This window comes from Pseudomonas sp. TH21, from assembly GCF_016651025.1.
Lineage (GTDB): Bacteria > Pseudomonadota > Gammaproteobacteria > Pseudomonadales > Pseudomonadaceae > Aquipseudomonas > Aquipseudomonas aylmerensis.
In genome coordinates, this window is sequence record NZ_JAEKEQ010000001.1 from 1,547,168 (window position 1) to 1,568,810 (window position 21,643).

Here is a 21,643-nt window from a genome sequence, read left to right on the forward strand (position 1 = left end):
GCCCCCCGGGCTTTCTAAACTGCGGCTTGTCTTGGGGAAGGGGCAGGCGCCGATGAATCGCAATGAATTACGCAAGGCCGACATCAACCTGATGGTGGTGTTCGAAGCTTTGATGCTCGAGCGCAACGTGACCCGGGTCGCCGAGAAGCTGTTTCTCGGCCAGCCGACCATCAGTTCGGCACTCAACCGCTTGCGCACCTTGTTCAACGACCCGCTGTTCATTCGCGTCGGCCACCGCATGGAGCCCACCGCGCGGGCCGAGGAAATCATCCAGCACCTGTCGCCGGCCCTGGATTCCCTGTCGTCGGCACTGAGCCTGACCCACGATTTCGACCCGTCCATCAGCACCATGACCTTTCGCATCGGCCTGTCCGACGATGTCGAGTTCGGCCTGTTGCCGCCGCTGTTGCGGGCCCTGCGCCAGGAAGCGCCGCAGGTGGTGTTCGTGGTACAGCACGTGGACTATTGGCGGATTCCCGACCTGCTGGCCTCGGGTGATATCACCGTCGGCATCACCCAGACCCGTGGCCTGCCGGCGAATGCCAAGCGCAAGCTGCTGCGCCACATTCATCCGCGCATCCTCAGGGCGGACGCCAGCGATACGCCGCTGACCCTCGATGAATATTGCTCACGCCCCCACGTGCTGGTGTCGCACACCGCCAACGTGTCCGGGTTTGCCGATGAGTGGCTGGCCGAAATCGGCCGCAAGCGCCATGTGGTGCTGTCGGTGCCGCAATACAGTGCGCTGCCGGCGTTGCTTGCCGGCACCGACTTGATCGCCAGCCTGCCGGACTACACCGCCGAAGCCATGGCGGTATCGGGCAAGCTGTTCTGCGAGCCGTTTCCGTTCCAGACGCCGACCCTGGATTTGTCCATGGTCTGGCTCAGCCACGTCGACACCGACCCGGCCGAGCGCTGGGTGCGTTCGCGGCTGGAGGCCTTCATGAGTGATCGAGGGTTGGCGGGTAAAACCTGACTGACACAGCTTTCATGCCTGGGGCGTTGCGCCCCGTGCTATATCTACGAATCTTCCTACAACAAACTTGGAGAAACCCATGCCGCACCTGCACCTGGAATACACCGCGAACCTCACAGGCCTGGCCGTCGAGAAAACCTTGCTGCGGCTGAACAATGTGCTGATGGTGTCCGGGCAGTTCGCTTCCGAGTTCGATATCAAGAGCCGCGCGGTGAAGGTCGAGAGTTTCCAGGTCGGCACCTCCCTCGGCCCGCGCGGTTTCATCGCGGTGAAGCTGTCGTTGCTCAGTGGGCGCTCACCGCAGGTCAAGCAGCAGTTGTCGCAGAGCCTGTTGGCGGCGTTGCAGGATCTGGGCGACTGGCCAGAAGGGCTGCAGGTGCAACTGAGTGTGCAGTTGGTCGACATGGATCGCGATTCCTACAGCAAGGCCGCGATCGGCTGACCTTCCCAGCAGCCGCTATAACAAGCCCTGATCGGCGCAGACCTTAACCACCTGTTCCCGAAACCAGGTATTGGCGCTGTCCTGTTGACTGCTTTCATTCCACTGCATGTCCAGGGTGAAGCCCGGCAAGCCGTTGGGCGCTTCGCAATGCCCATACAGCGTGGCCGGTGCCAGCAGCTTCTGCACGCGACGCGGCAGGGTGACGACGAAGTCGGTGCCGGCAATCATCTTCAGGGCGGCGCTGTAGCTGTTGGCCCGCGCGACCACTTGGCGCTTGTGGGCCTGGCGCGAAAGCCAGCCATCGATCATGTTGGTGTCGGAGGTCCACGGCGTCGGGAACACGTGGCGCCGTGCCGTGAAGGATTGCAGGCTGAGGGCCGGCTCGCGGGGCGTCGCGCGTTTGTCGAAGACGCACACCAGGTCGTCCTCCAGCAGCATCTGGGTCTTGAAATCCTTGTGGGCGCGGTGAAAGTGCGGGCCGAAGCAGACCACCAGGTCGAGGCGGCCTTCGCGCAGGTCGTCGGCGGGAATATCGGTTTCCAGCTTCTGCACATTGACGATCACCGGCAGGTCGGCGCGGTCGAAGTTCTTCAGCAGGCGCGGCAGGATCAGCTGTTCGAAGTATTCCGGCGCGCAGACGTTGAAAGTCACGGCCTTCTGGGTGGGGTCGAACGCCTGGCCACCGGCGTGGCACAGGTTGATGCTTTCGAGGATTTTCTGCACATGGCCGTACATGGTGCTGGCCTTGTACGTAGGACGCATACCCGCCCGCGTGTTGATAAAAAGCTCATCTTCGAAGCTGGTGCGCAATTTCTTCAGGCTGTAGCTGACAGTGGACTGGCTGACGAACAGCGTTTCTGACACCTCGGTAACGCTGCTCTGGTCGTAGACGGCGATGAACACCATCAAGTCCTGCATATCGAGCTTTCTGAGCAAGTTACTGTTTAGCATCCATTCCGTCCGTAAGCCCGGTGCACCGAAGTCAGTACAAAACCGTGCAAAAGCTTAACGGAACGGACGTGCCAATAGAAAGTGCTGTAGGGCGTTTCTATGTTTGGAGTGGGACAAATACTTTTGGCAATACGACCTCAGCGGATATGCCGCGCGTAATGCCGTGGGTTGAAGCGCGTGACGATCACCAGCATCACCACGATCACGGCGGTGAGCGACCACCAGGCCCATTCAAAGCTGCCGAGTTGGTCGCGGATCATCCCGGCAATCAGTGGCGACAGGCCAGCGATCAGGTAGCCGATGCCTTGCACAAAGGCGGTGAGGCCACCGGCGCGGCGCGGGTTGTCCAGGTGGTCGAGCGAGAGGATCAGGCTCATCGGAAACAGGCCGCCGATGCCCAGGCCCAGCAGGCATGGCCACAGCAGGCTCAAATGATGAGGGCTGAGGATCAGGCCGCAGAATCCCAGGATGATCAGCACCAGCAGCACCGCGACCACGCCGCGTTTATCCTGGCGACGGTTGGCGATGGCCGGGGTGACCAGCCCGGATACCACTTCCATGGCGGTCAGGAACCCCAGCAGCAACCCGGCGTTCTGTTCGCTCCAGCCCAGCTCCACGTAGTACGGCGCCAGCCACGCCAGCACGCAGGTGTAGGACGCGGTGCCGAGGCCGAAAAAGATCGCCAGCAGCCAGGCGCGTCGATTGCCGAAAAACGATTCCTGCGCGCCCGTGCCGGCCTGGGGCATCGGCGGCACTGCCGCGCGCTGGGCATACCAGAACACCAGGGCGAGCAGGGCCAGCGCGGCCCAGATCGCCAGGCCGATGCGCCAGCTGCCGGTCTGCACCTGCACGAACGGCGCGAACGCAGCCGCCAGCGCCGCGCCGCCCATGATGGCGGTCACATACAGTCCCATGAACAGCGACACGTTATCGCTGAAGCGCGACTTGATCAGCGCCGGCATCACTGCCTGGATCAGCGCAATGCCGACACCGGCGGCAACCGCGCTGACGATCAACTCCAAGGCCGAATCCAGCCACAATCGCGACAGCGTCGCCAGGCCAATCACCAGCAGCGACAGCACAATGCTGCGGTGCTCGCCCACCCGCTTGGCCAGGCCCATGCCAAAGAACATCGCCAGGCCCATGGCCATGACCGGCAACATGGTCAGCAAAGCCGCACTGCTGAAACTCAACGGCACGTCACCGCGAATCGATGACAGCAACGGGCCAACGGCGGCCATCGACGGGCGCAGGTTCAAAGCGACCAGTACCACGCTGATCATCAGCAAGACGGCGGTGGTGGGTTTTGCGTGTACGTTTTCCATGGGCAGGCCTTGAATGAACAAGGGCGAATCAGGCCATGTACGGGAGAGGGGGGCAAATGAGAAAGTCGCTAGGCTTATCTAAAAAATCCAGATGACTGCAGCACCACGGGCAAAGTGCGGAGCTGGCTGGCCGGCGATGGCGGTCTATCAGTCAAGCCTGCTGCAACTGAAAGAGTGCTATCGCCGGCAAGCCAGCGCCTGCAGGGGGCGCGGTATCAGACCGATCTAATCACGTGCTTGATCTCCTGAAACGCCGCCAGCCCCCACGGCCCCAGCTCGCGGCCGATGCTGCTCTGCTTGTAACCGCCCCACGCCGTCTGCGGGAAGATCACTTGCGGGGCGTTGATCCACACCATGCCTGCCTGCAAACCATTGGCCACGCGCTCAGCCGTTTCTGCATCGCGGCTGACCACGCTCGCGACCAGGCCGAAGTCACTCGCGTTGGCCAGCGCGATGGCTTCGTCCTCGCTGGCAAAGCGGCGTACGCACAGCACCGGGCCGAAGATTTCTTCGTTCCACAAGGCGCTGTCCAGCGGCACGTCGGTGAACACCGTGGGGCGGATGAAAAAGCCGTTGGGCAGGTCTGCCGGACGCGCGCCACCACACAACAAACGCGCGCCCTGCTCAATGCCTCGCTGGATATGCCCGAGCACCCGCTGGTACTGCGTGCGGTTGATCAGCGCGCCCATTTCCACATCTTCGGCAAACGGGTCCGCCACGCGGATCGCCTCCGCCCGTGCCTGCAAGCGCTGCAGGAATTCATCCGCCAGGCTGTCCGCCACCAGCACCCGGCTGGTGGCCGAGCACATTTGCCCAGCGTTGAAAAAACCACCGCCACACGCCAGTTCCACCGCCAGGTCGAGGTCGGCATCGGCGAGCACCAGCAGCGATGATTTACCGCCCAATTCCAGGCTCACGCCCTTGATGGTTTCGGCGGCGCGTTGCATCACCTGCACCCCGACGGCGTTGCTGCCGGTGAAGGAGATCTTCGCCACGCGACGGTCCGCCGCCAGCGGTGCGCCCACCGCCAGCCCGGTGCCGCAGACCAGGTTGAAGACGCCCGCCGGAAAACCGGCCTCGGCAATGATGCGCGCCAATTGCAGCTCCGCCAGCGGCGTGACCTCCGAGGGCTTGAGCACCACGCAGCAACCGGCGGCGAGGGCCGGGGCGAGTTTCCAGGCGGTGGTCACCATGGGGAAATTCCACGGCACGATCAGCCCCACCACGCCGCACGGTTCGCGGCGCAGGCGGGCGCTGAAATCTTCGCAGGGCAGCGCCACCGAGGCGTCCTGGCTGGCGTCCATGGCGTCGCAGACACCCGCGTAATACTCGAAGGTGGCGATCACGTCATCCACATCGATGCCCGCTTCAAACAGCGGCTTGCCGTTGTTGCTCGACTGCACGTGCATCAGCTGTTCGCGCTGCTCGCTCACCCCTTGGGCAACCTTGCGCAGCAGCGCGCCGCGATCACGGCCGGTGCTTTTCGACCACTCGACAAAGGCCGCGCTGGCAGCATCGACCGCCTCGGTCACGGCATTCGCATCGCCAACGCTGACCTGCGCGAGGGTGGCTTCGGTGGCCGGGTTGATCACCTCCAGCGCCGTCTCGCCAGCTCGCCACGCACCGTTGATATACACACCGTTCACGACTGCGCTCATAGCGCTACCTCCTTCATCCAAAGACCCTGGTCGATTTCAATCAGCGTCGGCCCCTGGCGGTCAGCGGCGACGCGCAAGGCGCGGCGTAAAAGGTCGGGGCTGTGCACGCTTTCGGCCGCGCTGCCGAGCGCCTTGGCCACGCCGATGAAGTCCGGGGTATAGATGTCCACACCGACGGGCTCGATGGCGCGGTTGAGCATGTATTTCTTGATCTCTTCGTAGCCCTGGTTATTCCACAGCAGGACGATGATGGGCGTACGCGCCTCGACTGCACTGGCCAGTTCCGGCAGGGTGAATTGCAACCCGCCGTCGCCGATCAGGCACACCACCGGCTGCCCGTCGCCACGCCCGAGCCAGGCGCCGATCGCAGCGGGGAGGGCGTAGCCGAGGGTGCCGTAGCCGGTGGAGGAATTGAACCAGCGGCGTGGGTGGTCGAGGTTCAGGGTCAGGTTGCCGCTGTACACCGGCTGGGTGGAGTCGCCCACCAGCACGGCGCCGGGCAGGGCCTCCAGCACCGTGTTGAGGAACAGGGTCTGCGCGCGGGTGGCGGCGTCCCAGGTGGGCGCAAGGTCTGCCCACAGGCGGGCGACGCGTTCAGTCCCCCACTGTGGATCGCGGTGGGGTAACGGCTGGTGGCTCAGTTCGGCCAGCAAGGCTTCGGAGGCGATCTGCGCGTCGGCCACCAGCGCCACCTGTGGCGGGTAGTTGCGCACGGTCTGGTCCGGATCGATATCGACGCGCAGCAGCGCACCGGGAATTTCAAAGCCGCCGGCGAAGGTCACGTCGTAGTCGGTTTCAGCCAGCTCGGTGCCAATCGCCAGCACCACGTCGGCCTCGGCGACCAGCGCGCGGGTGGCGACCAGGGTCTGGGTCGAGCCGATCAGCAGCGGGTGCGCGGCGGGAAGCATGCCTTTGGCGTTGATGGTCAGGGCCACTGGTGCGCCGAGCCATTCGGCCAGACGCGTCAACTCGGGAGCCGCATCAATCGCGCCCCCGCCGGCGAGGATCAACGGCCGCTTGGCCGCTGCGAGCAACTGGCTCATCTGCTTGACGGCCGCTGGCGCTGCACCGGCACGCGCCACGCTGACCGGCTCGCAGCCCAGCAACGCGTCGGCGTTTTCCACCAGCACATCCAGCGGGATCTCGATATGCACCGGACGTGGCCGACCGGCCTGGAACACCGCAAACGCGCGCGCCAGGACGCCGGGCAACTCCGCCGCCGACATCAGCGTGTGCGAGAAGGCGGCCACGCCGGCGATCATCGCGCCCTGGTTCGGCAACTCGTGCAACTTGCCGCGCCCGCCCCCCAACTGGCTGCGCGATTGCACGCTGGAAATCACCAGCATCGGGATCGAGTCGGCGTAGGCCTGGCCCATGGCCGTGGTGATATTGGTCATGCCCGGGCCGGTGATGATGAAACACACGCCCGGCTTGCCGCTGGTGCGCGCGTAACCGTCGGCCATGAAGCCGGCGCCCTGTTCGTGGCGCGGGGTGACGTGGCGGATGCTGGACCGTGCCAGGCCGCGATACAGCTCCACGGTATGCACGCCGGGGATGCCGAACACCTGGTCCACACCGTAGCTTTCCAGGAGGTTGACCAATACTTCGCCGCAGGTCGCCATAGATGTCGCTCTTGTTATTGATTCGAGGCGGTATTGGACCGGCTGGCCCGTAGCGGCAACAATCGATAAAAAGTCATACTAGCCATGTCCTCACGTCATGGCTGCGCCCCGATGAAACGCCTTCCGCCCCTGCCTGCGCTGCACACCTTCTGGGTCACGGCCCAGTGCTGCAACTTCACCCGCGCCGCCGAGCAGCTGCACATCACCCAGGGCGCGGTGAGCCGGCAGATTGCCGGGCTTGAAAGTCACCTGGGCTATGCCTTGTTCCAGCGCCAGGCCCGCGGCTTGAGCCTGACCGAGGAAGGGCGTGAATGGTCGCTGCGCGCGCAACAGGTGTTCGGCCTGATCGCAGAGGCGGTGGAGCAGATCGGCAGCCGGCGCGAGACCCTGCAACTCAAGGCCTCTACCTGCGTGATGCGCTGGCTGTTGCCGCGCCTGATGCAGTGGCAACGGGAGCGCCCGGATGTGCCGGTGGAACTCACCACCACCGTGGCCTACACCGTCGACTTTCGTCGCGAGGCCTTCGACGCGGCGGTGATCTACGCGCCCATTGCCGAACAGTCGGCCGAGGCCCGGCATTTGTTCGATGAACAACTCACCCCCGTGTGTGCGCCGGGGTTGCTCGGCACATTGCTCACGCCTTCGGACCTGCAGCAGCAGGTCTTGCTGCACCCCACGCGCGATGAGCGCGATTGGGCGTTGTGGCTGCAGGCTGCGAATACGCGCCTGAGCAATCTGGCCCAGGGGCATCATTTTGAAACCCTGGACCTGGCGATGACCGTGGCGTCACAAGGCTCCGGCGTGGCGATTGGCGACAGCGCGTTGATTGGCGAGGATTTGAAGGCCGGTCGCTTGGCGACACCGTTTGAGCTGAGGGTGCCGACGGGGATGGGCTATTACCTCGTGTACCCGCCGGGGACAGCCCCGTCTGCCGGGCTTGAAGCGCTGATGGAGTGGCTGGTGGGCCAGGCACAACAGGCGGAGTGCTGAGGAGCGAATGGGGTGGTGGGTTTGTGCGTAAGGGCGGTGGTTCAGGGGATGTTTTCGGTGACTGGCAGGCAGCCTTCGCGGGCTTGCTCGCGAAAGCGGTGTGTCAGTCGACGATGATTCAACTGAACCACCGCTTTCGCGAGCAAGCCCGCTCCCACATTTTTGTTCGGTGTGAGGCTTGGGATCTGGCGGCGTGGCCGGAATAGTCAGGCCGTGCACCGCAGGCATGGACGACGCATCCCCCACTGTGGGAGCGGGCTTGCCCGCGAAAGCGGTGTGTCAGTCGACTATGTTCCAACTGAACCACCGCTTTCGCGAGCAAGCCCGCTCCCACATTTTTGTTCGGTGTGAGGCTTGGGATCTGGCGGCGTGGCCGGAATAGTCCGGCCGAGCACAGCAGGCATGGACGACGCATCCCCCTGTGGGAGCGGGCTTGCTCGCGAAAGCGGTGTGTCAGTCGACGATGATTCAACTGAACCACCGCTTTCGCGAGCAAGCCCGCTCCCACATTTTTAGTCGGTGTGAGGCTTGGGGTGTGGCGGTGTGGCTGGAATAGTCCGGCCGTGCACCGCAGGCATGGACAACGCCTCCCCCACTGTGGGAGCGGGCTTGCTCGCGAAAGCGGTGTGTCAGTCGATGATGTTTCAACTGAACCACCGCTTTCGCGAGCAAGCCCGCTCCCACATTTTTAGTCGGTGTGAGGCTTGGGGTGTCGCGGCGTGGCCGGAATAGTCAGGCCGTGCACCGCAGCCATGGACGACGCATTCCCCCCTGTGGGAGCGGGCTTGCCCGCGAAGGCGGTGTGTCAGTCGACGCTGTTCCAACTGACCCACCGCCTTCACGAGCAAGCCCGCTCTCGGTGAGTCAGTAGCCGACAGTGAAGCGCTGGCGCGAATGCTTGGGGGTTTCTACTTCGTCGATCAAGGCGATGGCGTAGTCGGCAAAGCTGATCCAGCTGCGGCCGGCGCTGCTTACCAGCAGGTTGTCCTGGCCCAGGCGGAATTTGCCGGTGCGTTCGGTTTCCACGAATTCCGCCGAGGGCGACAGGAAGGTCCAGTCCAGGTCCTTTTCCTGACGCAGCACGTCGAGAAACTCAGCGCCGGCGCTGGCTTCGGCTTTGTATTCAGCCGGGAAACCTTCGCTGTCGATCACCCTGCCGCCGTCCGGCAGCAACAGCGAACCGGCGCCGCCGACCACCAGCAGGCGCTTGACCCCGGCTTTTTTCACCGGGCCGATCACGGCAGCAGCGGGGAGGGTGGCGAAGTGCGCCGCACTGATCACCACATCACTGCCACTGACGGCCTGCTCCAGGGCGGGCGCGTCGAGTGCATCGACCTGCTTGACGGTGACGCCGTCGCGCTTGGGCAGCGTGTCGGTGTTACGCGCAATGGCGACCACGCTATGCCCGCGACGCAGGGCTTCTTCCAGCAATTGGCTGCCAGCACGGCCGGTAGCCCCAATGATTGCGATCTTGCTCATGACGTTCTCCAGTACGGTTAGGGTTTAAAACACTTCACCACTTCATTTCGCCCTTGGCGACTTTGGCGCTCAGTTCCAGCGAGCTTTCGTCAGCGAGGGCGGGGTAACGTTTTTTCATCGCTGCAATCAGGGTGGCAGAGTCCTTGGCCTTGGCGGTTTCCACGTCGAAGGCCTTGATGTAGTCAGCGGTAAATTTGACCGAAGCCGGCGATGGCGTGCCCAGGTAGTGACCGGGAATGACGGTGCGCGGTTTCAACTGCTCGATGCGTTGCAGGGTCGCCAGCCAGTCCTGGTGCGACTGCGCCCCCTGGGTGTCGGCCATCCACAGGTGAATGTTCTCGGCAACGACCACGCCACCGATCACGGCCTTGATCGACGGGATCCACACGAAGCTGCGATCCGGCTGTGCGCTGTCCAGGCCGATTACCTCCAGGGTCTGCCCCTCCAGCGTCAGGCTGTGGCCTTCGAGGACCTGCGGCACGATGGTTTTCGCCGGCTGGTCGGCGCCCATTTTCGGTCCCCAGAACGCTAGCTTGGCGGCCACGGTGGCGTTGATATGGTCGACCACCGGCTGCGGCGCCAGCACCTTGGCGTCGGGGAACGCGGCGGTCAGGGTGTCGAGGCCGAAGTAGTAGTCCGGGTCGCCGTGGCTGATGTAGAGGGTGGTCAGGTGTTTGCCGCTGGCGCGAATTTTTTGCACCAACTGCTCGGCCTGGCCCTTGCCGAATTGCGCGTCCACCAGGATGGCGTCACGGGTGCCGCTGACCAGCACCGAGCTGACCGGGAAGATCGCGGCCTCACCGGGATTGTAGACGTCGAGTGTCAGGTCGGCTGCCGCAGCGTTGGCGGCGAAGGCCAGGGCGGCGGCGGTCAGGGTCAAGCGCTTGAGGGTCGAGAGCATCGGGCAATCCGGCAGTGAGTAAAGGATGCACAGAGCTTAGTTGCACCAAACGCAACTAAAAATGCGATGCTGGGACATAGTTTGTTTCTGAAATCGGGCAAATCATGGATCGTCTTCAAGCAATGCGCGTGTTTGTCACGGTGGTGGATTTGGGCAGCCAGTCCGCCGCCGCCGACCATCTGGACCTGTCGCGCCCGGTGGTGTCGCGCTACCTGGCGGAGCTGGAGGACTGGGTGGGCGCGCGCCTGTTGCACCGCACCACGCGGAAACTGAGCCTCACGGCGGCCGGCGGTGAAACCCTGCCGCGCTGTCGGCAATTGCTGGAGCTGTGCGGCGACATGCAGGCCGCCGTCAGCGAGCCCGATGACGCCCCACGCGGCCTGCTGCGACTGAGTGTCAGCACCTCGTTCGGCCAGGCGCAATTGGCCGATGCCATTGCCGAATACGTCAGGCGCTATCCCCTGGTCACCGTCGACCTGCAGATGCTCGACCGCACGGTGAACCTGGTGGACGAGCGTATCGACCTGGCCATCCGCACCAGCAACGACCTGGATCCCAATCTGATTGCGCGGCGCCTCACCGTCTGTCGCTCGGTGGTGTGCGCCACGCCGGCTTATCTGCGGGAGCATCCGGCACCGCAGAAAGTCGAAGACCTGGCCCGGCACAATTGCCTGACCCACTCGTATTTCGGCAAAAGCCTGTGGCACTTTGAAGAACGCGGCGAGCACGTGTCGGTGCCGGTGCACGGCAACATCACCGCCAACGAGGCCAGTACGCTGTTGCGCGTGACGCTGGCCAGCGCCGGGGTGGCGATGCTCCCCAGTTATCAGGCCGGCGAGCATATCCGTCGTGGCGAACTGGTGCGGTTGCTGCCAGAGGCCGAGCCCCGGCAGATGAATATCTATGCGGTGTACGCCTCGCGCAAACACATGCCGTCGGCGCTGCGCAGCCTGCTGGATTTCCTGGTGTTGAGGTTTCCGGAAGAGCCGGAGTGGGACATCGGCCTGCAGTCGACATAAATGTGTTGAATGGCGCCCGATAATGGCAACTCACCGCAGCTGACCTATGCTTTAAACAGCACCCTGTAGATCCGTTCAGAGGTCTGTGCCATGAGCATCAAAACCCGAAAATACCTGATGATTTTCTTCCTCTGCGCCCTGGCGACCGGGCTGTATGGCACTGCCGCCTACCGTGTGGAGCAAACCCGAATGCAGCCGACCTTTGCGATCAGTTGCCATCAGGATCAATGCGTGCCCCACACCGGCAGTTTCAGCGCGTTGCGCTGAAGCTTGCACCTACAGTGATGTCGGCGGTGTTTCGGTCTTGAGCTGTTCGCGAAACGCCTTGGGTGAAAACCCGACACGGCGGCGGAACAGCCGCGAGAAGTTGGTCGGGTCGGAAAATCCCAGGACTTCTGACATTTCATTGATGGTCATGCTGGTGTAGGTCAGCAGGCGCTTGGCCTCCAGCAATTGGCGGTCGTGCATGATCTGCAGCGCAGGTTGCCCACCCAATTCCCGACAAGTGCCGTTCAGGTGTGAGACCGAGATCCCCAGCTTGTGGGCCAGGTCTTCGATCTTCGGGTGTTCGCGATAATGCTGTTCAACCAACTGTGTAAAGCGCCGGAAATATTCACGTCCGCGTGGGGCCCGTGGGTGGCGGCGCTGGATGGCCTGGCGGCTGATCCACACCAGCAGCACGCTGACCAGCGCGTGCATGAGCATGTCGCGAGCCGGCTGCGCATCGGCGTATTCCTCCTGCAGGCGGGTGAACAGGCTGTTGAGGTAATCGCTGTCGTTGCCCGCCCGGTAGCTGCCAAGCGCGTGCAGACCGTCGACCGTCGTGCCCAGTTGCGCCTGCAAATGGCTGACCAGCGGCGCCGCCAGGGTCACGATATAGCCTTCGACATCCTCGGCAAATCGAAACCCGTGCACGCACAGCGGTGGCAGCACCTGCAGCGTCGCTTCGTTGAGGGTGGTGCGCTGCCCTTCGATTTCCAACTGTGCCTGGCCTTTGTGCACGTAGAGCAACTGGCACAGATCCGCGTGCCGGTGGGGTTGGATTTCCCACTGGTATTCCCGACTGCGCCGGGAAATGGTTTCACAGTGCAACAAATCGGGAGTCGGCCATTGCTGGCTTTCCCCGTAAAGCTTGAAGACCGGAATCGCGGTTTTGGTCATGGTTTCAATCCGATACTCAGAAGAGTGGTGCGGTAATCGCCCCGATTGGCGGAAAGCACAGGCTTTGTCTCAGTTTTCACCTTCTTATGCTGCGCACTCAAGTGAAAAATGTCAGCAACAAAACCAATGACAACTCTTTCACTTGATCCGTTCGGGTGGAACCTGTGGGCCATAACAATAATGAAAACGCTGAAAACCCAAGTCGCCATTATCGGCGCCGGTCCTTCCGGACTGCTGCTCGGCCAGCTGCTGCACAATGCGGGCATCCAGACCCTGATCATAGAACGCCAGAGCGCCGATTACGTGCAAGGGCGCATCCGCGCCGGGGTGCTGGAGCAGGGCATGGTCGACCTGCTGCGCGAGGCCGGCGTCAGCCAGCGCATGGACAGCGAGGGCCTGGTGCATGATGGCTTCGAACTGGCGCTGAATGGCCAACTCACCCACATCGACCTCAAGGTCCTGACCGGCGGCCAGTCGGTGATGATCTACGGCCAGACCGAAGTCACCCGCGACCTCATGGCCGCGCGCGCCGCAGCCGGTGCCACGACGTTTTACGAGGCGCGCGCCGTACAGCCCCACGCCATGAAAAGTGATCGACCGTGGCTGACCTTCGAGCACCAGGGCGAGGCGTTTCGCCTGGAGTGCGACTACATCGCCGGCTGCGACGGTTTCCACGGTATCGCCCGCCAGTCGATCCCGGCCGAGGCGTTGCAGGTCTTCGAGCGGGTCTATCCCTTCGGCTGGCTGGGCATCCTCGCCGACACCCCGCCGGTGCACGACGAACTGGTCTACGCCAAGCATGCGCGGGGCTTTGCCCTGTGCAGCATGCGGTCGCCGACGCGCAGTCGTTACTACCTGCAGGTGCCGGTCGAAACACCGCTGGAAGAGTGGTCGGACGCGCGTTTCTGGGACGAACTGAAAACCCGTCTGCCCAGCCAGCTGGCCGATCAGCTGGTGACCGGCCCATCCATCGAAAAAAGCATCGCGCCGCTGCGCAGCTTCGTGGTGGAGCCAATGCAGTACGGGCGCCTGTTCCTGCTTGGCGATGCGGCGCATATCGTGCCGCCTACCGGGGCCAAGGGCTTGAACCTGGCGGCCAGCGACGTGAGCACGTTGTTTCGGATCTTGCTCAAGGTGTATCGCGAGGGGCGGGTGGACTTGCTGGAGCGCTACTCGGCGATTTGCCTGCGGCGCGTGTGGAAGGCCGAGCGGTTCTCGTGGTGGATGACCTCGATGCTGCATCAGTTTCCCGAGGCGGACGGCTTCAGCCAGCGCATTGCCGAGAGTGAGCTGGCGTACTTCATCAGCTCCGAGGCGGGGCGTAAAACCATTGCAGAAAATTACGTCGGGCTTCCTTACGAAGCTATCGAGTAGCCTGCTATCGTATCGAGCATTCCCGCGGGCCCTCCCTTTCCCGCGGGCCCTGCTCGAAGGTTCTGCCGTGACCAACCTGAATCAGCCCGCCCAACCTGTCCCTGCCGTGCGCAGTGTGCTTGCCGCCTTGATGATGGCGATCTTCCTCGGTGCCCTGGACCAGACCATTGTCGCGGTGTCCATGCCGGCCATTTCCGCGCAGTTCCACGACGTCAACCTGCTGGCCTGGGTGATCTCCGGCTACATGGTGGCGATGACGGTGGCGGTGCCGATCTACGGCAAGCTTGGCGACCTGTACGGGCGGCGGCCGATGATGTTGATCGGCATGGGCCTGTTCACCCTGGCCTCGCTGTTCTGTGGCATGGCGCAAAGCATGGAGCAACTGGTGCTGGCGCGGATTCTCCAGGGCATCGGCGCCGGCGGCATGATCTCGGTGAGCCAGGCGATCATCGGCGACATCATCCCGCCCCGTGAGCGCGGGCGTTATCAGGGCTACTTCAGCAGCATGTATGCGGTGGCCAGCGTGGCCGGGCCGGTACTGGGCGGCTACATGACCGAGTACCTGTCGTGGCGCTGGGTGTTCCTGATCAACCTGCCATTGGGCGCCGGTGCCTGGTACGTGGCCCATCGCACCCTGGTGGGGTTGCCGGTGCCGCAGCGCAAGCCGGTCATCGACTACCTCGGCACCGTGCTGATGATCATCGGCTTGACCGCCTTGCTGCTGGGCATCACCGAAATCGGCCAGGGCCATCATTGGCGTGACGATGCAGTGCTGGGCCTGCTCGCGTGTGCGCTGGTGGCGCTGACCGCGTTTGTCTGGCATGAACGCCGTGCCCGCGAGCCGCTGCTGCCGATGCACCTGTTTGCCAACCGCAGCGCGGTGCTGTGTTGGTGCACGGTGTTTTTCACCAGCTTCCAGGCGATTTCCCTGACCGTGCTGATGCCTTTGCGCTTTCAGACGGTAACCGGCGCTGGCGCCGACAGCGCGGCCTTGCACCTGTTGCCTCTCGCCATTGGACTGCCCATCGGCGCGTATTCCGCCGGGCGCATGACCTCGGTGACCGGGCGCTACAAGCCGATGATCCTCAGCGGCGCGCTGTTGAGCCCGCTGGCGATCCTCGGCATGGCCTACAGCGCGCCCCAGGCGGTGCTGCTGACCGGCGTGTTCATGCTGCTGTGCGGGATTGCCGCCGGCATGCAGTTCCCTACGTCGCTGGTGGGGTCGCAGAATTCGGTGGAGCAGCGTGATATCGGCGTGGCCACCAGCACCACCAACCTGTTCCGTTCATTGGGCGGGGCGGTGGGCGTGGCGTGCATGTCGGCGCTGTTGCTGGCGCTGTTGCAGGATTCCAGCTTCGCCCACCTGGCCAGCGGTGCGCTGGTGGCCGAAGGCAGTTCCGGCAACGTGCTGCTCGATGGCCTCAACGCCGCCCCGGGCCCGGCGCAGGATGCCCTGCGCGGGGAGTTGGCGGTGACCTTCCGGCATTTGCTGATGGTCAGTGCGGCGGTGTCGCTGTTGGGGCTGGCGGCGGCGATCGCGATGCCGAACCGGGTACTGCGCGGCCGTGAAGACAAGGCGCGCTGACCCACTAGGCGCCTGGCTTGCCGACCCCCATCGCCGGCAAGCCGGGCTGCTACAAGGTCAACCTCAAGGGCTGTAGTACCCGACCGCCACCATGAAATGCCCGGCCTTGCGCACATACGCATGTTTATTCTCGACCTTGTCGGTCACCGGGTTCTTCCAGCGATATTTGTATTCACCCTGGTCCTGCTCGGCCATCAGCTTGAGGATCGGCTCGCCTACCGGCTTGCCGTCGGGGTCCTTGATCTTGCTGAAGTCGGTGTTGAGCAGGCGCAGGTTGGTGCCATGGGCCACGTAGCGCCGGGTATTGAGGTCGACTACGAACACATAGAGGTCATCCTGCAGGAAACCGCCCTGCAAGGCGTTGATCGCCTTGAGCGTGCCGGCCTCATCCTTGAGCAGTGCATTCACCGCCTTGTTGCGCAGCGCCCGTGCCTGTTCCGGGGTGGCGCGCGGCAGGTAGTAGCCGACCGCCAGGATGCGTTCGCCGACGCGCTGATAAAACACGTGCTTGTGCTCGACCTTGCCATCGTTCCAGTTCTGCCAGCGGTAGTCGGCCTGCTGGATACCTTGGTCCTGCGAGACCTTGAGCGCGTCCTTGAACGACTGGCGCAGATCCGGGCCGAGCACTTCAGAGACATTGCGTCCGATCAAGGCCGAGGAGGGGCCGCCGCTGGCCAGCAGTACGCCCTGGGTGTCGACCACGAACACATAGCGATCATGGTCGACAAACTCGCCCTGGCGGCTGAACGCGGCAAACGCCTTGTCGCCGTTGCTCTGGTAGTAGGCCAGGGCTTTTTGCAGCAGTGCCTTGGCGGCCTGGGCGTCCTCGTCCTGAGTCGTCGCGGCGTGCACCTGGCTGAAACACAACAGCAGCAGCGCGGTGATGCGGAGCAGTCCCTTCATGTTCCGTCCCTCATTATTGTTGGTGTGACAAGAGCGTAGACGCCTGTGGCTCAAGGCGCCGCCAGCCATTGATCGACAATACCGGCATACACCCCGGTGGCCACGCTCAGGTGCAACCATTGGTCGACATAGCTTTTCCAGGCCACATCGTCGCGGGGCAGCAGGAAGGCTTTTTCGCTGTACTGCATCTGCCGTTCCGGGTTGACCGCGCACAGCCCAGGCTTGAGCTTCTGCTGGTAACGCGCTTCGCTGGCGTCGGTGATCATCACGTCGGCCTTGCCTGCCAGCAGCTCGTCGAAAATGGTCACGTTGTCATGCAGGCGGATGTTGGCCTGGCCGAGGTGCGCGCGGGCAAACACTTCGTTGGTGCCGCCCGCCGGTTCGATCACCCGTACCTGTGGCTGGTTGATCTGCTCGACGGTCTGATAGCGCTGCACATCCGCGCAGCGCACCAGCGGGATCTTGCCATCGACGCCGAGAGCCTGGCTGAAGAAGGCCTTTTTCTGACGCTCAAGAGACACCGAAATACCGCCCACGGCGATGTCGCAGCGCTGGGCGAGGAAATCCGGCATCAGGCTTTTCCAGGTGGTCGGCACCCACTGGATCCTGGCGTTGAGGCTCTTGGCCAGGGATTCGGCCATGGCAATGTCGATGCCTTCGTAGCCGCCATCGGCGCGCAGCGAGGTATAGGGTTTGTAGTCGCCCGTGGTGCACACGGTGAGCGTGCCGCGCTGCAGCACCTCATCAAGGCGCGACGGCGCGGTGTCGGCCAGGGCCGAGGTGGCGAGGCTCGCCAGTACGCATAAGGTTATTGTTGTTTTCATGCGATCGAGTCCTTGGGGCATGATCGGGGGCGGTCATTATTTCCAGGCGAATGGCCAGGTAGCAAGGGCCGTCGAATGTTTAGCCAAGTTGCAACCAAACTCCGCCAACCCTGAATTTAATCGCCTATGCGGGCATGTGACGCTGTCCGGCATCTTCCTCAGTGTGATTCCCGCATGGACGGCTGCCCCGACGCTCACCCCGCGACACTGCCGTCCGCACTGGCCTTCTGGGCGCTGTTTCACTGCCGACATGCGCGCCCACCAGATAGCTTTCTCCTACGTTGATCCACCTCACGGATGACGCGCACCTGTGCGCATCTGCCCGGCGGCGCCTGCGCGCCTGCCTGACGCAAACGTATGAGATTTCCCATGAGTGTTTTTGCCAGCCTGCACGAAGCCCAAGCTTTCCTTGAGCAGCACCCGGACATCGAGATGTTCGAGCTGTTTATCCTCGACAACAACGGCGTGCCACGCGGCAAGTTGCTGCACCGCGACGAACTGCTGGCGGTGTATGCCAGCGGCCGGCCGTTGCCCAGCACGATCCTCGGCCTGACCATCAATGGCGATGACGTGGAAAATTCCGGGCTGGTGTGGGAGGTCGGCGACATCGACTGCCGCGCCTACCCGATCAGCGGCAGTTTGCAGCGCATGCCGTGGCGCCTGATCCCGACCGCCGCCGTGCAGGTCAGCATGCACCCCACCGAGGGCTTGCCCGCCACCGTGGCCGACCCGCGGCATCTGCTCGCCAAGGTGATTGCGGGGCTGAATGCCGACGGGTATTACCCGGTGATGGCAGCGGAGCTGGAGTTTTATCTGCTCGACCAGAAGCCCGACAGCCACGGCCGCCCTCAACCGGCACGGGACAGCGACGGGGGCCGCCCGCGTTCGACCCAGGTGTACGGCTTGCGTGAGCTTGAGCAGATCGAGCCGTTCCTGGCGGACCTGTACAGCGCTTGCAAACTGCAAGGCATCCCGGCGCGCACGGCGATTTCCGAATACGCCCCGGGCCAGGTGGAGATCACCCTCGAGCATCGCGCCGATGCCCTGCAGGCGATGGACGAGGCGGTGCGCTACAAGCGCCTGGTCAAGGGCGTGGCGCATAAACACGGGATGAGCGCCTGCTTCATGGCCAAGCCGTTCGACGACCTGGCGGGCACCGGCATGCATATGCACGTCAGCCTGGCGGACGCCGAGGGCAACAACCTGTTTGCCAGCGAGGCCGCCGACGGCACGCCGCTGCTGCGCCAGGCGGTGGGCGGCATGCTCAGCACCTTGCTCGACTCGTTGCTGATGTTCTGCCCCAATGCCAACTCCTATCGCCGCTTCCAGACCAACAGCTACGCGCCGCTCGCCGCCACCTGGGGCGTCGACAACCGCACCGTGAGCCTGCGCGTGCCCGGTGGCCCGGCCTATTCGCGGCACATCGAACACCGCATCTGCGGCGCCGACGCCAACCCCTACCTGGCGGCGGCCGCGATCCTCGCCGGCATCCACCGTGGCATTCGCGAACAACGCGACCCCGGCGCACCCGTGGAAGGCAATGGTTATGCCCAGGCCAAGGAGCTGCTGCCGACCGACTGGCTCACCACCCTGCGTGCACTGGAAGGTTCGAGCTGGGCGCGCGAGGCGTTTGGCAGTGAATTCCTCGGCGTGTACCTGGCGGTGAAACGTGCCGAATATCGCCAGTTCATGGGGGAGGTGGGCGAGCAGGACTGGCGGTGGTACCTGCATCAGGCCTGATGCTTGGCTGGTTGGGATGAGCGCAGCGTTGCTTTTGTGGTGAGCGGGCTTGTTGTGGCGAGCGGGCTTGCCCCGCGTTGGGCGGCGAAGCCGCCCCTTCCTAAGGCCCCCGCAGTGTGTCAGGCATAACCAGTTGACTGGTTTTGGGGCGGCTTCGCCGCCCAACGCGGGGCAAGCCCGCTCGCCACAATAAGCCTGCTCAACTTAGCCTGCTCTCCACAACAAACCTGCTCAACCAAGCCTGCTGCCCACAACAAGCCTGCTCAACCAAGCCTGCTGTCCACAACAAGTCTGCTCAACCAAGCCTGCTGCCCACAATAAGTCTGCTCAACCAAACCTGCTGTTCACAACAAGCCTGCTCACCACAACAAGCTCACTTGCCACAGAGATCACTACATCCTTCCCCAGCAACACCCCCGTCACGCGTTTCAACTTTTTTTTCACGTTCCGGTGGTTAAGCTGCGAATCAAGGTCGTTCACTACCGTTTAACTCACATGAGCCTGTGATGTCGCCACAACCGCCTTCTTCCATCGAGATTGAATACGCCGAGCGCTGTGACCGTGAGCACGCCAGGGTCTGCGGCGATACACGTCCGCCAGGGCTGCGGCGGCGCCTGGCGTCGTGGCGCGATGAGTGGCTGGTGCGCCAGGCGCTGAAAGTCGCCGGCGAACCGGGGCTGGTGCTGGACCTGGCCTGCGGCTCGGGGCGGTTCTGGCCGGTGTTGGCGGAACACGTCAACCGGGTGATCCTGGCGTCGGACAACTCCCAGGCCATGCTCGACCACGCCCGCACCCACCACCCGGCGTCGTTGCTCAAGCGGGTCAAGACGTTTCAGGGCTCGGCGTTTTCCGTCGGCTTGTCGGCCAACGCGGTGGATTGCATTTTTTGCCTGGAATTATTTCGTCATGTGCCCAGCAGTGAAGGGCGCCTGGCGTTGTTGCGCGAGTTTCACCGGGTCAGCCGTGACACGGTGATTGTGTCGGTGCCGTCGCGCACCCCGGTGGAAGAGGAGTTTCGCCAAGCCGGCTTCAAAATCCTGCATCACCAGGAATTCATGCCTGGCTCCCACCTGTGGCGGGTCTACGTTCTGCGTAAGAGAGGATAAGTCCCGCCTGTCGGACTATTCTTCATCTCTTGTCTGAGTTTTCATGGACGCCTGTGCACTGCGAATGCTCGCAAGTCCCTTTCGCGATATATACTGCGCGCCATTCTTCAAGGGAGAGCCGTGTGGCCATCGATATTCACTGGATCTGCGACAACGATAGCCTCGGCCAGCATTGCGCCGAATGGCAGCAGTTGCCATTCGTCGCCCTCGACACCGAATTCATGCGGGTCGACACCTTTTATCCCATTGCCGGGCTGATCCAGATCGGTGATGGCGTTCGCGCTTACCTGATCGACCCCCTGACCATCGACAACTGGCAACCTTTGGCCGCCTTGCTGGAAAACCCAGCGGTGATCAAGGTGGTGCACGCCTGCAGCGAAGACCTCGAAGTGCTGCTGCGCCTGACTGGCAGCCTGCCGGTGCCGTTGTTCGACACCCAATTGGCGGCGGCCTACCTGAACCTTGGTTTCTCCATGGGCTATTCGCGCCTGGTGCAGGCCGTGCTCGATATCGAGCTGCCCAAGGGCGAGACCCGCTCCGACTGGCTGCAGCGGCCATTGTCGGAGACGCAAATCAGCTACGCCGCCGAAGACGCGGTGCACCTGGCCGAAGTCTATACACGCCTGCGTCCGCAGCTTTCCGACGACAAGTACGCCTGGGTCCTGGAGGACGGCGCCGAGCTGGTCGCCAACCTGCGCCGCGAAGTCGACCCGTACGAGGTGTACCGCGACGCCAAGCTGGCGTGGAAACTCTCGCGTGCCCAGCTCGCCGTCTTGCGTGAGCTGTGCGCCTGGCGCGAACAGCAGGCGCGTGCGCGTGACTTGCCGCGCAACCGCATCATTCGCGAACACTCGCTGTGGCCCCTGGCCAAATCCCAGCCGGATAACCTCGCCGCGCTGGGCAAGATCGAAGACATGCACCCGCGTACCGTGCGACAGGACGGCCAGTTCCTGCTGGACCTGATCAAGCGTGCCGGCAGCGTGCCCATGGACCAATGGCCACCGGCCGTTGCTGAACCGCTGCCGGTGGACGCCGCCGCGCTGATCAAGCAACTGCGTGCCCTTGGCCAGACCTTCGCCGAGCGCCTCGACATGGCGCCCGAGCTGATGCTGCGCAAGAAAACCCTCGAAGCCCTGGTCAAAAGTGGCTATCCCGATGGGCCTTACCAATTGCCAGACTCGCTGCGTGGCTGGCGCCGCGAGTTGATGGGCCAGGCGCTGCTCGACAGCCTGGCCACTGCCGGAGAACAGCCTTGAAACGTATCTGCTCCATCTATCGCAGCTTGAAACGCAACGAAATGTATCTCTATGTACTGAAAAGCGATGCCCTGGAGCGCGTGCCGGAACCGTTGATGGAAGCCTTCGGCAAGGCCCATCACGCGTTTGACATGGTACTGACGCCGGAGCGCAAGCTGTCGCGCGAAGACATCACCGTGGTGCTGGAAAACCTCGAAAAGCAGGGCTACCACCTGCAAATGCCGCCGGCCGAGGACGAGTACATCGAGCACTTGCCCGAAGAGCTGCTGCGACGCAACGACCCGGTGTGATCGGTGGGTGCCCTGTTCAGGGCACATTCATCCATGGAATC

General features: G+C 63.4%; 20 protein-coding genes. 11 read left to right on the forward strand and 9 right to left on the reverse strand.

Annotation, left to right across the window (positions count from 1 at the left end; genetic code table 11):
* The first annotated feature begins 52 nt into the window (after window positions 1-52).
* Window positions 53-976, forward strand: coding sequence for a LysR substrate-binding domain-containing protein (locus JFU04_RS06900; RefSeq protein ID WP_106804849.1), 924 nt, complete (start codon window positions 53-55; stop codon window positions 974-976).
* Between the two features lie 79 nt (window positions 977-1,055).
* On the forward strand, window positions 1,056-1,418 hold the full coding sequence (locus JFU04_RS06905) for a 5-carboxymethyl-2-hydroxymuconate Delta-isomerase (protein ID WP_065899374.1): 363 nt from the start codon (window positions 1,056-1,058) through the stop codon (window positions 1,416-1,418).
* Between the two features lie 15 nt (window positions 1,419-1,433).
* Here the strand turns inward: JFU04_RS06905 and JFU04_RS06910 are convergent, their stop codons facing one another.
* The 4 genes from JFU04_RS06910 to JFU04_RS06925 form a co-directional block, all read right to left on the reverse strand.
* Complete coding sequence (locus JFU04_RS06910) at window positions 1,434-2,369, reverse strand: LysR family transcriptional regulator (protein ID WP_120447874.1); 936 nt, start codon at window positions 2,367-2,369, stop codon at window positions 1,434-1,436.
* Window positions 2,370-2,506: 137 nt separating this feature from the next.
* The gene (locus tag JFU04_RS06915; protein WP_201143721.1) at window positions 2,507-3,694 is read right to left on the reverse strand and encodes a cyanate transporter; all 1,188 of its coding nucleotides are present in this window, start codon (window positions 3,692-3,694) and stop codon (window positions 2,507-2,509) included.
* 215 nt (window positions 3,695-3,909) lie between these two features.
* A complete protein-coding gene (locus tag JFU04_RS06920) occupies window positions 3,910-5,352 on the reverse strand; it encodes an aldehyde dehydrogenase family protein (RefSeq protein WP_201143722.1) in 1,443 nt (480 codons plus the stop codon).
* Window positions 5,349-6,974 carry a 5-guanidino-2-oxopentanoate decarboxylase gene (locus tag JFU04_RS06925; protein WP_201143723.1) on the reverse strand — a complete coding sequence of 542 codons (1,626 nt, stop codon included), beginning with the start codon at window positions 6,972-6,974 and terminating at the stop codon, window positions 5,349-5,351. The genes JFU04_RS06920 and JFU04_RS06925 overlap by 4 nt, the downstream gene beginning before the upstream one ends.
* A gap of 111 nt (window positions 6,975-7,085) precedes the next feature.
* Between JFU04_RS06925 and JFU04_RS06930 the strand changes: the two genes are divergently transcribed.
* Window positions 7,086-7,964, forward strand: coding sequence for a LysR substrate-binding domain-containing protein (locus JFU04_RS06930; protein ID WP_201143724.1), 879 nt, complete (start codon window positions 7,086-7,088; stop codon window positions 7,962-7,964).
* An 864-nt stretch (window positions 7,965-8,828) separates the two neighbouring features.
* Here JFU04_RS06930 and JFU04_RS06935 read toward each other — a convergent pair.
* Both JFU04_RS06935 and JFU04_RS06940 read right to left on the reverse strand, forming a co-directional pair.
* Complete coding sequence (locus tag JFU04_RS06935; RefSeq protein ID WP_201143725.1) at window positions 8,829-9,443, reverse strand: NAD(P)-dependent oxidoreductase; 615 nt, start codon at window positions 9,441-9,443, stop codon at window positions 8,829-8,831.
* 34 nt (window positions 9,444-9,477) lie between these two features.
* Window positions 9,478-10,344 carry an MBL fold metallo-hydrolase gene (locus tag JFU04_RS06940; protein WP_201143726.1) on the reverse strand — a complete coding sequence of 289 codons (867 nt, stop codon included), beginning with the start codon at window positions 10,342-10,344 and terminating at the stop codon, window positions 9,478-9,480.
* 104 nt (window positions 10,345-10,448) lie between these two features.
* Here JFU04_RS06940 and JFU04_RS06945 point away from each other — a divergent pair, with 104 nt between their 5' ends.
* Window positions 10,449-11,363 carry a LysR family transcriptional regulator gene (locus JFU04_RS06945; protein ID WP_065902103.1) on the forward strand — a complete coding sequence of 305 codons (915 nt, stop codon included), beginning with the start codon at window positions 10,449-10,451 and terminating at the stop codon, window positions 11,361-11,363.
* A gap of 90 nt (window positions 11,364-11,453) precedes the next feature.
* Window positions 11,454-11,630 carry a hypothetical protein gene (locus tag JFU04_RS06950; protein ID WP_162844255.1) on the forward strand — a complete coding sequence of 59 codons (177 nt, stop codon included), beginning with the start codon at window positions 11,454-11,456 and terminating at the stop codon, window positions 11,628-11,630.
* Window positions 11,631-11,639: 9 nt separating this feature from the next.
* On the opposite strand, the gene JFU04_RS06955 is transcribed toward JFU04_RS06950, so the two are convergent.
* Window positions 11,640-12,524, reverse strand: coding sequence for a helix-turn-helix domain-containing protein (locus tag JFU04_RS06955; RefSeq protein WP_120447879.1), 885 nt, complete (start codon window positions 12,522-12,524; stop codon window positions 11,640-11,642).
* A 189-nt stretch (window positions 12,525-12,713) separates the two neighbouring features.
* On the opposite strand from JFU04_RS06955, the gene pobA reads away from it, so the two are divergent.
* Together pobA and JFU04_RS06965 are read left to right on the forward strand one after the other, a co-directional pair.
* On the forward strand, window positions 12,714-13,898 hold the full coding sequence (gene pobA / locus JFU04_RS06960; RefSeq protein WP_201146323.1) for a 4-hydroxybenzoate 3-monooxygenase: 1,185 nt from the start codon (window positions 12,714-12,716) through the stop codon (window positions 13,896-13,898).
* Between the two features lie 67 nt (window positions 13,899-13,965).
* The gene (locus JFU04_RS06965) at window positions 13,966-15,483 is read left to right on the forward strand and encodes an MDR family MFS transporter (RefSeq protein WP_065902098.1); all 1,518 of its coding nucleotides are present in this window, start codon (window positions 13,966-13,968) and stop codon (window positions 15,481-15,483) included.
* Window positions 15,484-15,546: 63 nt separating this feature from the next.
* On the opposite strand, the gene JFU04_RS06970 is transcribed toward JFU04_RS06965, so the two are convergent.
* The gene (locus tag JFU04_RS06970) at window positions 15,547-16,386 is read right to left on the reverse strand and encodes a cache domain-containing protein (protein ID WP_201143727.1); all 840 of its coding nucleotides are present in this window, start codon (window positions 16,384-16,386) and stop codon (window positions 15,547-15,549) included.
* 50 nt (window positions 16,387-16,436) lie between these two features.
* Window positions 16,437-17,210: a transporter substrate-binding domain-containing protein gene (locus tag JFU04_RS06975; RefSeq protein WP_201143728.1), complete on the reverse strand. Its 774-nt coding sequence runs from the start codon at window positions 17,208-17,210 to the stop codon at window positions 16,437-16,439.
* A gap of 369 nt (window positions 17,211-17,579) precedes the next feature.
* Between JFU04_RS06975 and JFU04_RS06980 the strand changes: the two genes are divergently transcribed.
* The 4 genes from JFU04_RS06980 (at window position 17,580) to JFU04_RS06995 (ending at window position 21,602) form a co-directional block, all read left to right on the forward strand.
* Window positions 17,580-18,950: a glutamine synthetase family protein gene (locus JFU04_RS06980; protein ID WP_065902092.1), complete on the forward strand. Its 1,371-nt coding sequence runs from the start codon at window positions 17,580-17,582 to the stop codon at window positions 18,948-18,950.
* A 506-nt stretch (window positions 18,951-19,456) separates the two neighbouring features.
* A complete protein-coding gene (locus tag JFU04_RS06985; protein WP_065902090.1) occupies window positions 19,457-20,056 on the forward strand; it encodes a class I SAM-dependent methyltransferase in 600 nt (199 codons plus the stop codon).
* A 122-nt stretch (window positions 20,057-20,178) separates the two neighbouring features.
* Window positions 20,179-21,312: a ribonuclease D gene (rnd, locus tag JFU04_RS06990; protein WP_065902088.1), complete on the forward strand. Its 1,134-nt coding sequence runs from the start codon at window positions 20,179-20,181 to the stop codon at window positions 21,310-21,312.
* Window positions 21,309-21,602, forward strand: a complete 294-nt coding sequence (locus JFU04_RS06995; protein ID WP_065902086.1) for a YcgL domain-containing protein — start codon at window positions 21,309-21,311, stop codon at window positions 21,600-21,602. Before rnd ends, JFU04_RS06995 begins: the two co-directional genes overlap by 4 nt.
* Window positions 21,603-21,643 lie beyond the last annotated feature (41 nt).

Excerpts from the sequence above, each read along its gene's own strand:
- JFU04_RS06915 (WP_201143721.1), bottom strand. The coding sequence starts at position 3,694 with ATGGAAAACGTACACGCAAAACCCACCACCGCCGTCTTGCTGATGATC.
- JFU04_RS06900 (WP_106804849.1), top strand. The coding sequence starts at position 53 with ATGAATCGCAATGAATTACGCAAGGCCGACATCAACCTGATGGTGGTG.
- JFU04_RS06985 (WP_065902090.1), top strand. The coding sequence starts at position 19,457 with ATGTCGCCACAACCGCCTTCTTCCATCGAGATTGAATACGCCGAGCGC.
- JFU04_RS06970 (WP_201143727.1), bottom strand. The coding sequence starts at position 16,386 with ATGAAGGGACTGCTCCGCATCACCGCGCTGCTGCTGTTGTGTTTCAGC.
- JFU04_RS06945 (WP_065902103.1), top strand. The coding sequence starts at position 10,449 with ATGGATCGTCTTCAAGCAATGCGCGTGTTTGTCACGGTGGTGGATTTG.
- JFU04_RS06905 (WP_065899374.1), top strand. The coding sequence starts at position 1,056 with ATGCCGCACCTGCACCTGGAATACACCGCGAACCTCACAGGCCTGGCC.
- JFU04_RS06920 (WP_201143722.1), bottom strand. The coding sequence starts at position 5,352 with ATGAGCGCAGTCGTGAACGGTGTGTATATCAACGGTGCGTGGCGAGCT.
- JFU04_RS06910 (WP_120447874.1), bottom strand. The coding sequence starts at position 2,369 with ATGCTAAACAGTAACTTGCTCAGAAAGCTCGATATGCAGGACTTGATG.
- JFU04_RS06935 (WP_201143725.1), bottom strand. The coding sequence starts at position 9,443 with ATGAGCAAGATCGCAATCATTGGGGCTACCGGCCGTGCTGGCAGCCAA.
- JFU04_RS06955 (WP_120447879.1), bottom strand. The coding sequence starts at position 12,524 with ATGACCAAAACCGCGATTCCGGTCTTCAAGCTTTACGGGGAAAGCCAG.
- JFU04_RS06930 (WP_201143724.1), top strand. The coding sequence starts at position 7,086 with ATGAAACGCCTTCCGCCCCTGCCTGCGCTGCACACCTTCTGGGTCACG.
- JFU04_RS06925 (WP_201143723.1), bottom strand. The coding sequence starts at position 6,974 with ATGGCGACCTGCGGCGAAGTATTGGTCAACCTCCTGGAAAGCTACGGT.
- JFU04_RS06950 (WP_162844255.1), top strand. The coding sequence starts at position 11,454 with ATGAGCATCAAAACCCGAAAATACCTGATGATTTTCTTCCTCTGCGCC.
- JFU04_RS06980 (WP_065902092.1), top strand. The coding sequence starts at position 17,580 with ATGAGTGTTTTTGCCAGCCTGCACGAAGCCCAAGCTTTCCTTGAGCAG.
- JFU04_RS06940 (WP_201143726.1), bottom strand. The coding sequence starts at position 10,344 with ATGCTCTCGACCCTCAAGCGCTTGACCCTGACCGCCGCCGCCCTGGCC.
- JFU04_RS06975 (WP_201143728.1), bottom strand. The coding sequence starts at position 17,210 with ATGAAAACAACAATAACCTTATGCGTACTGGCGAGCCTCGCCACCTCG.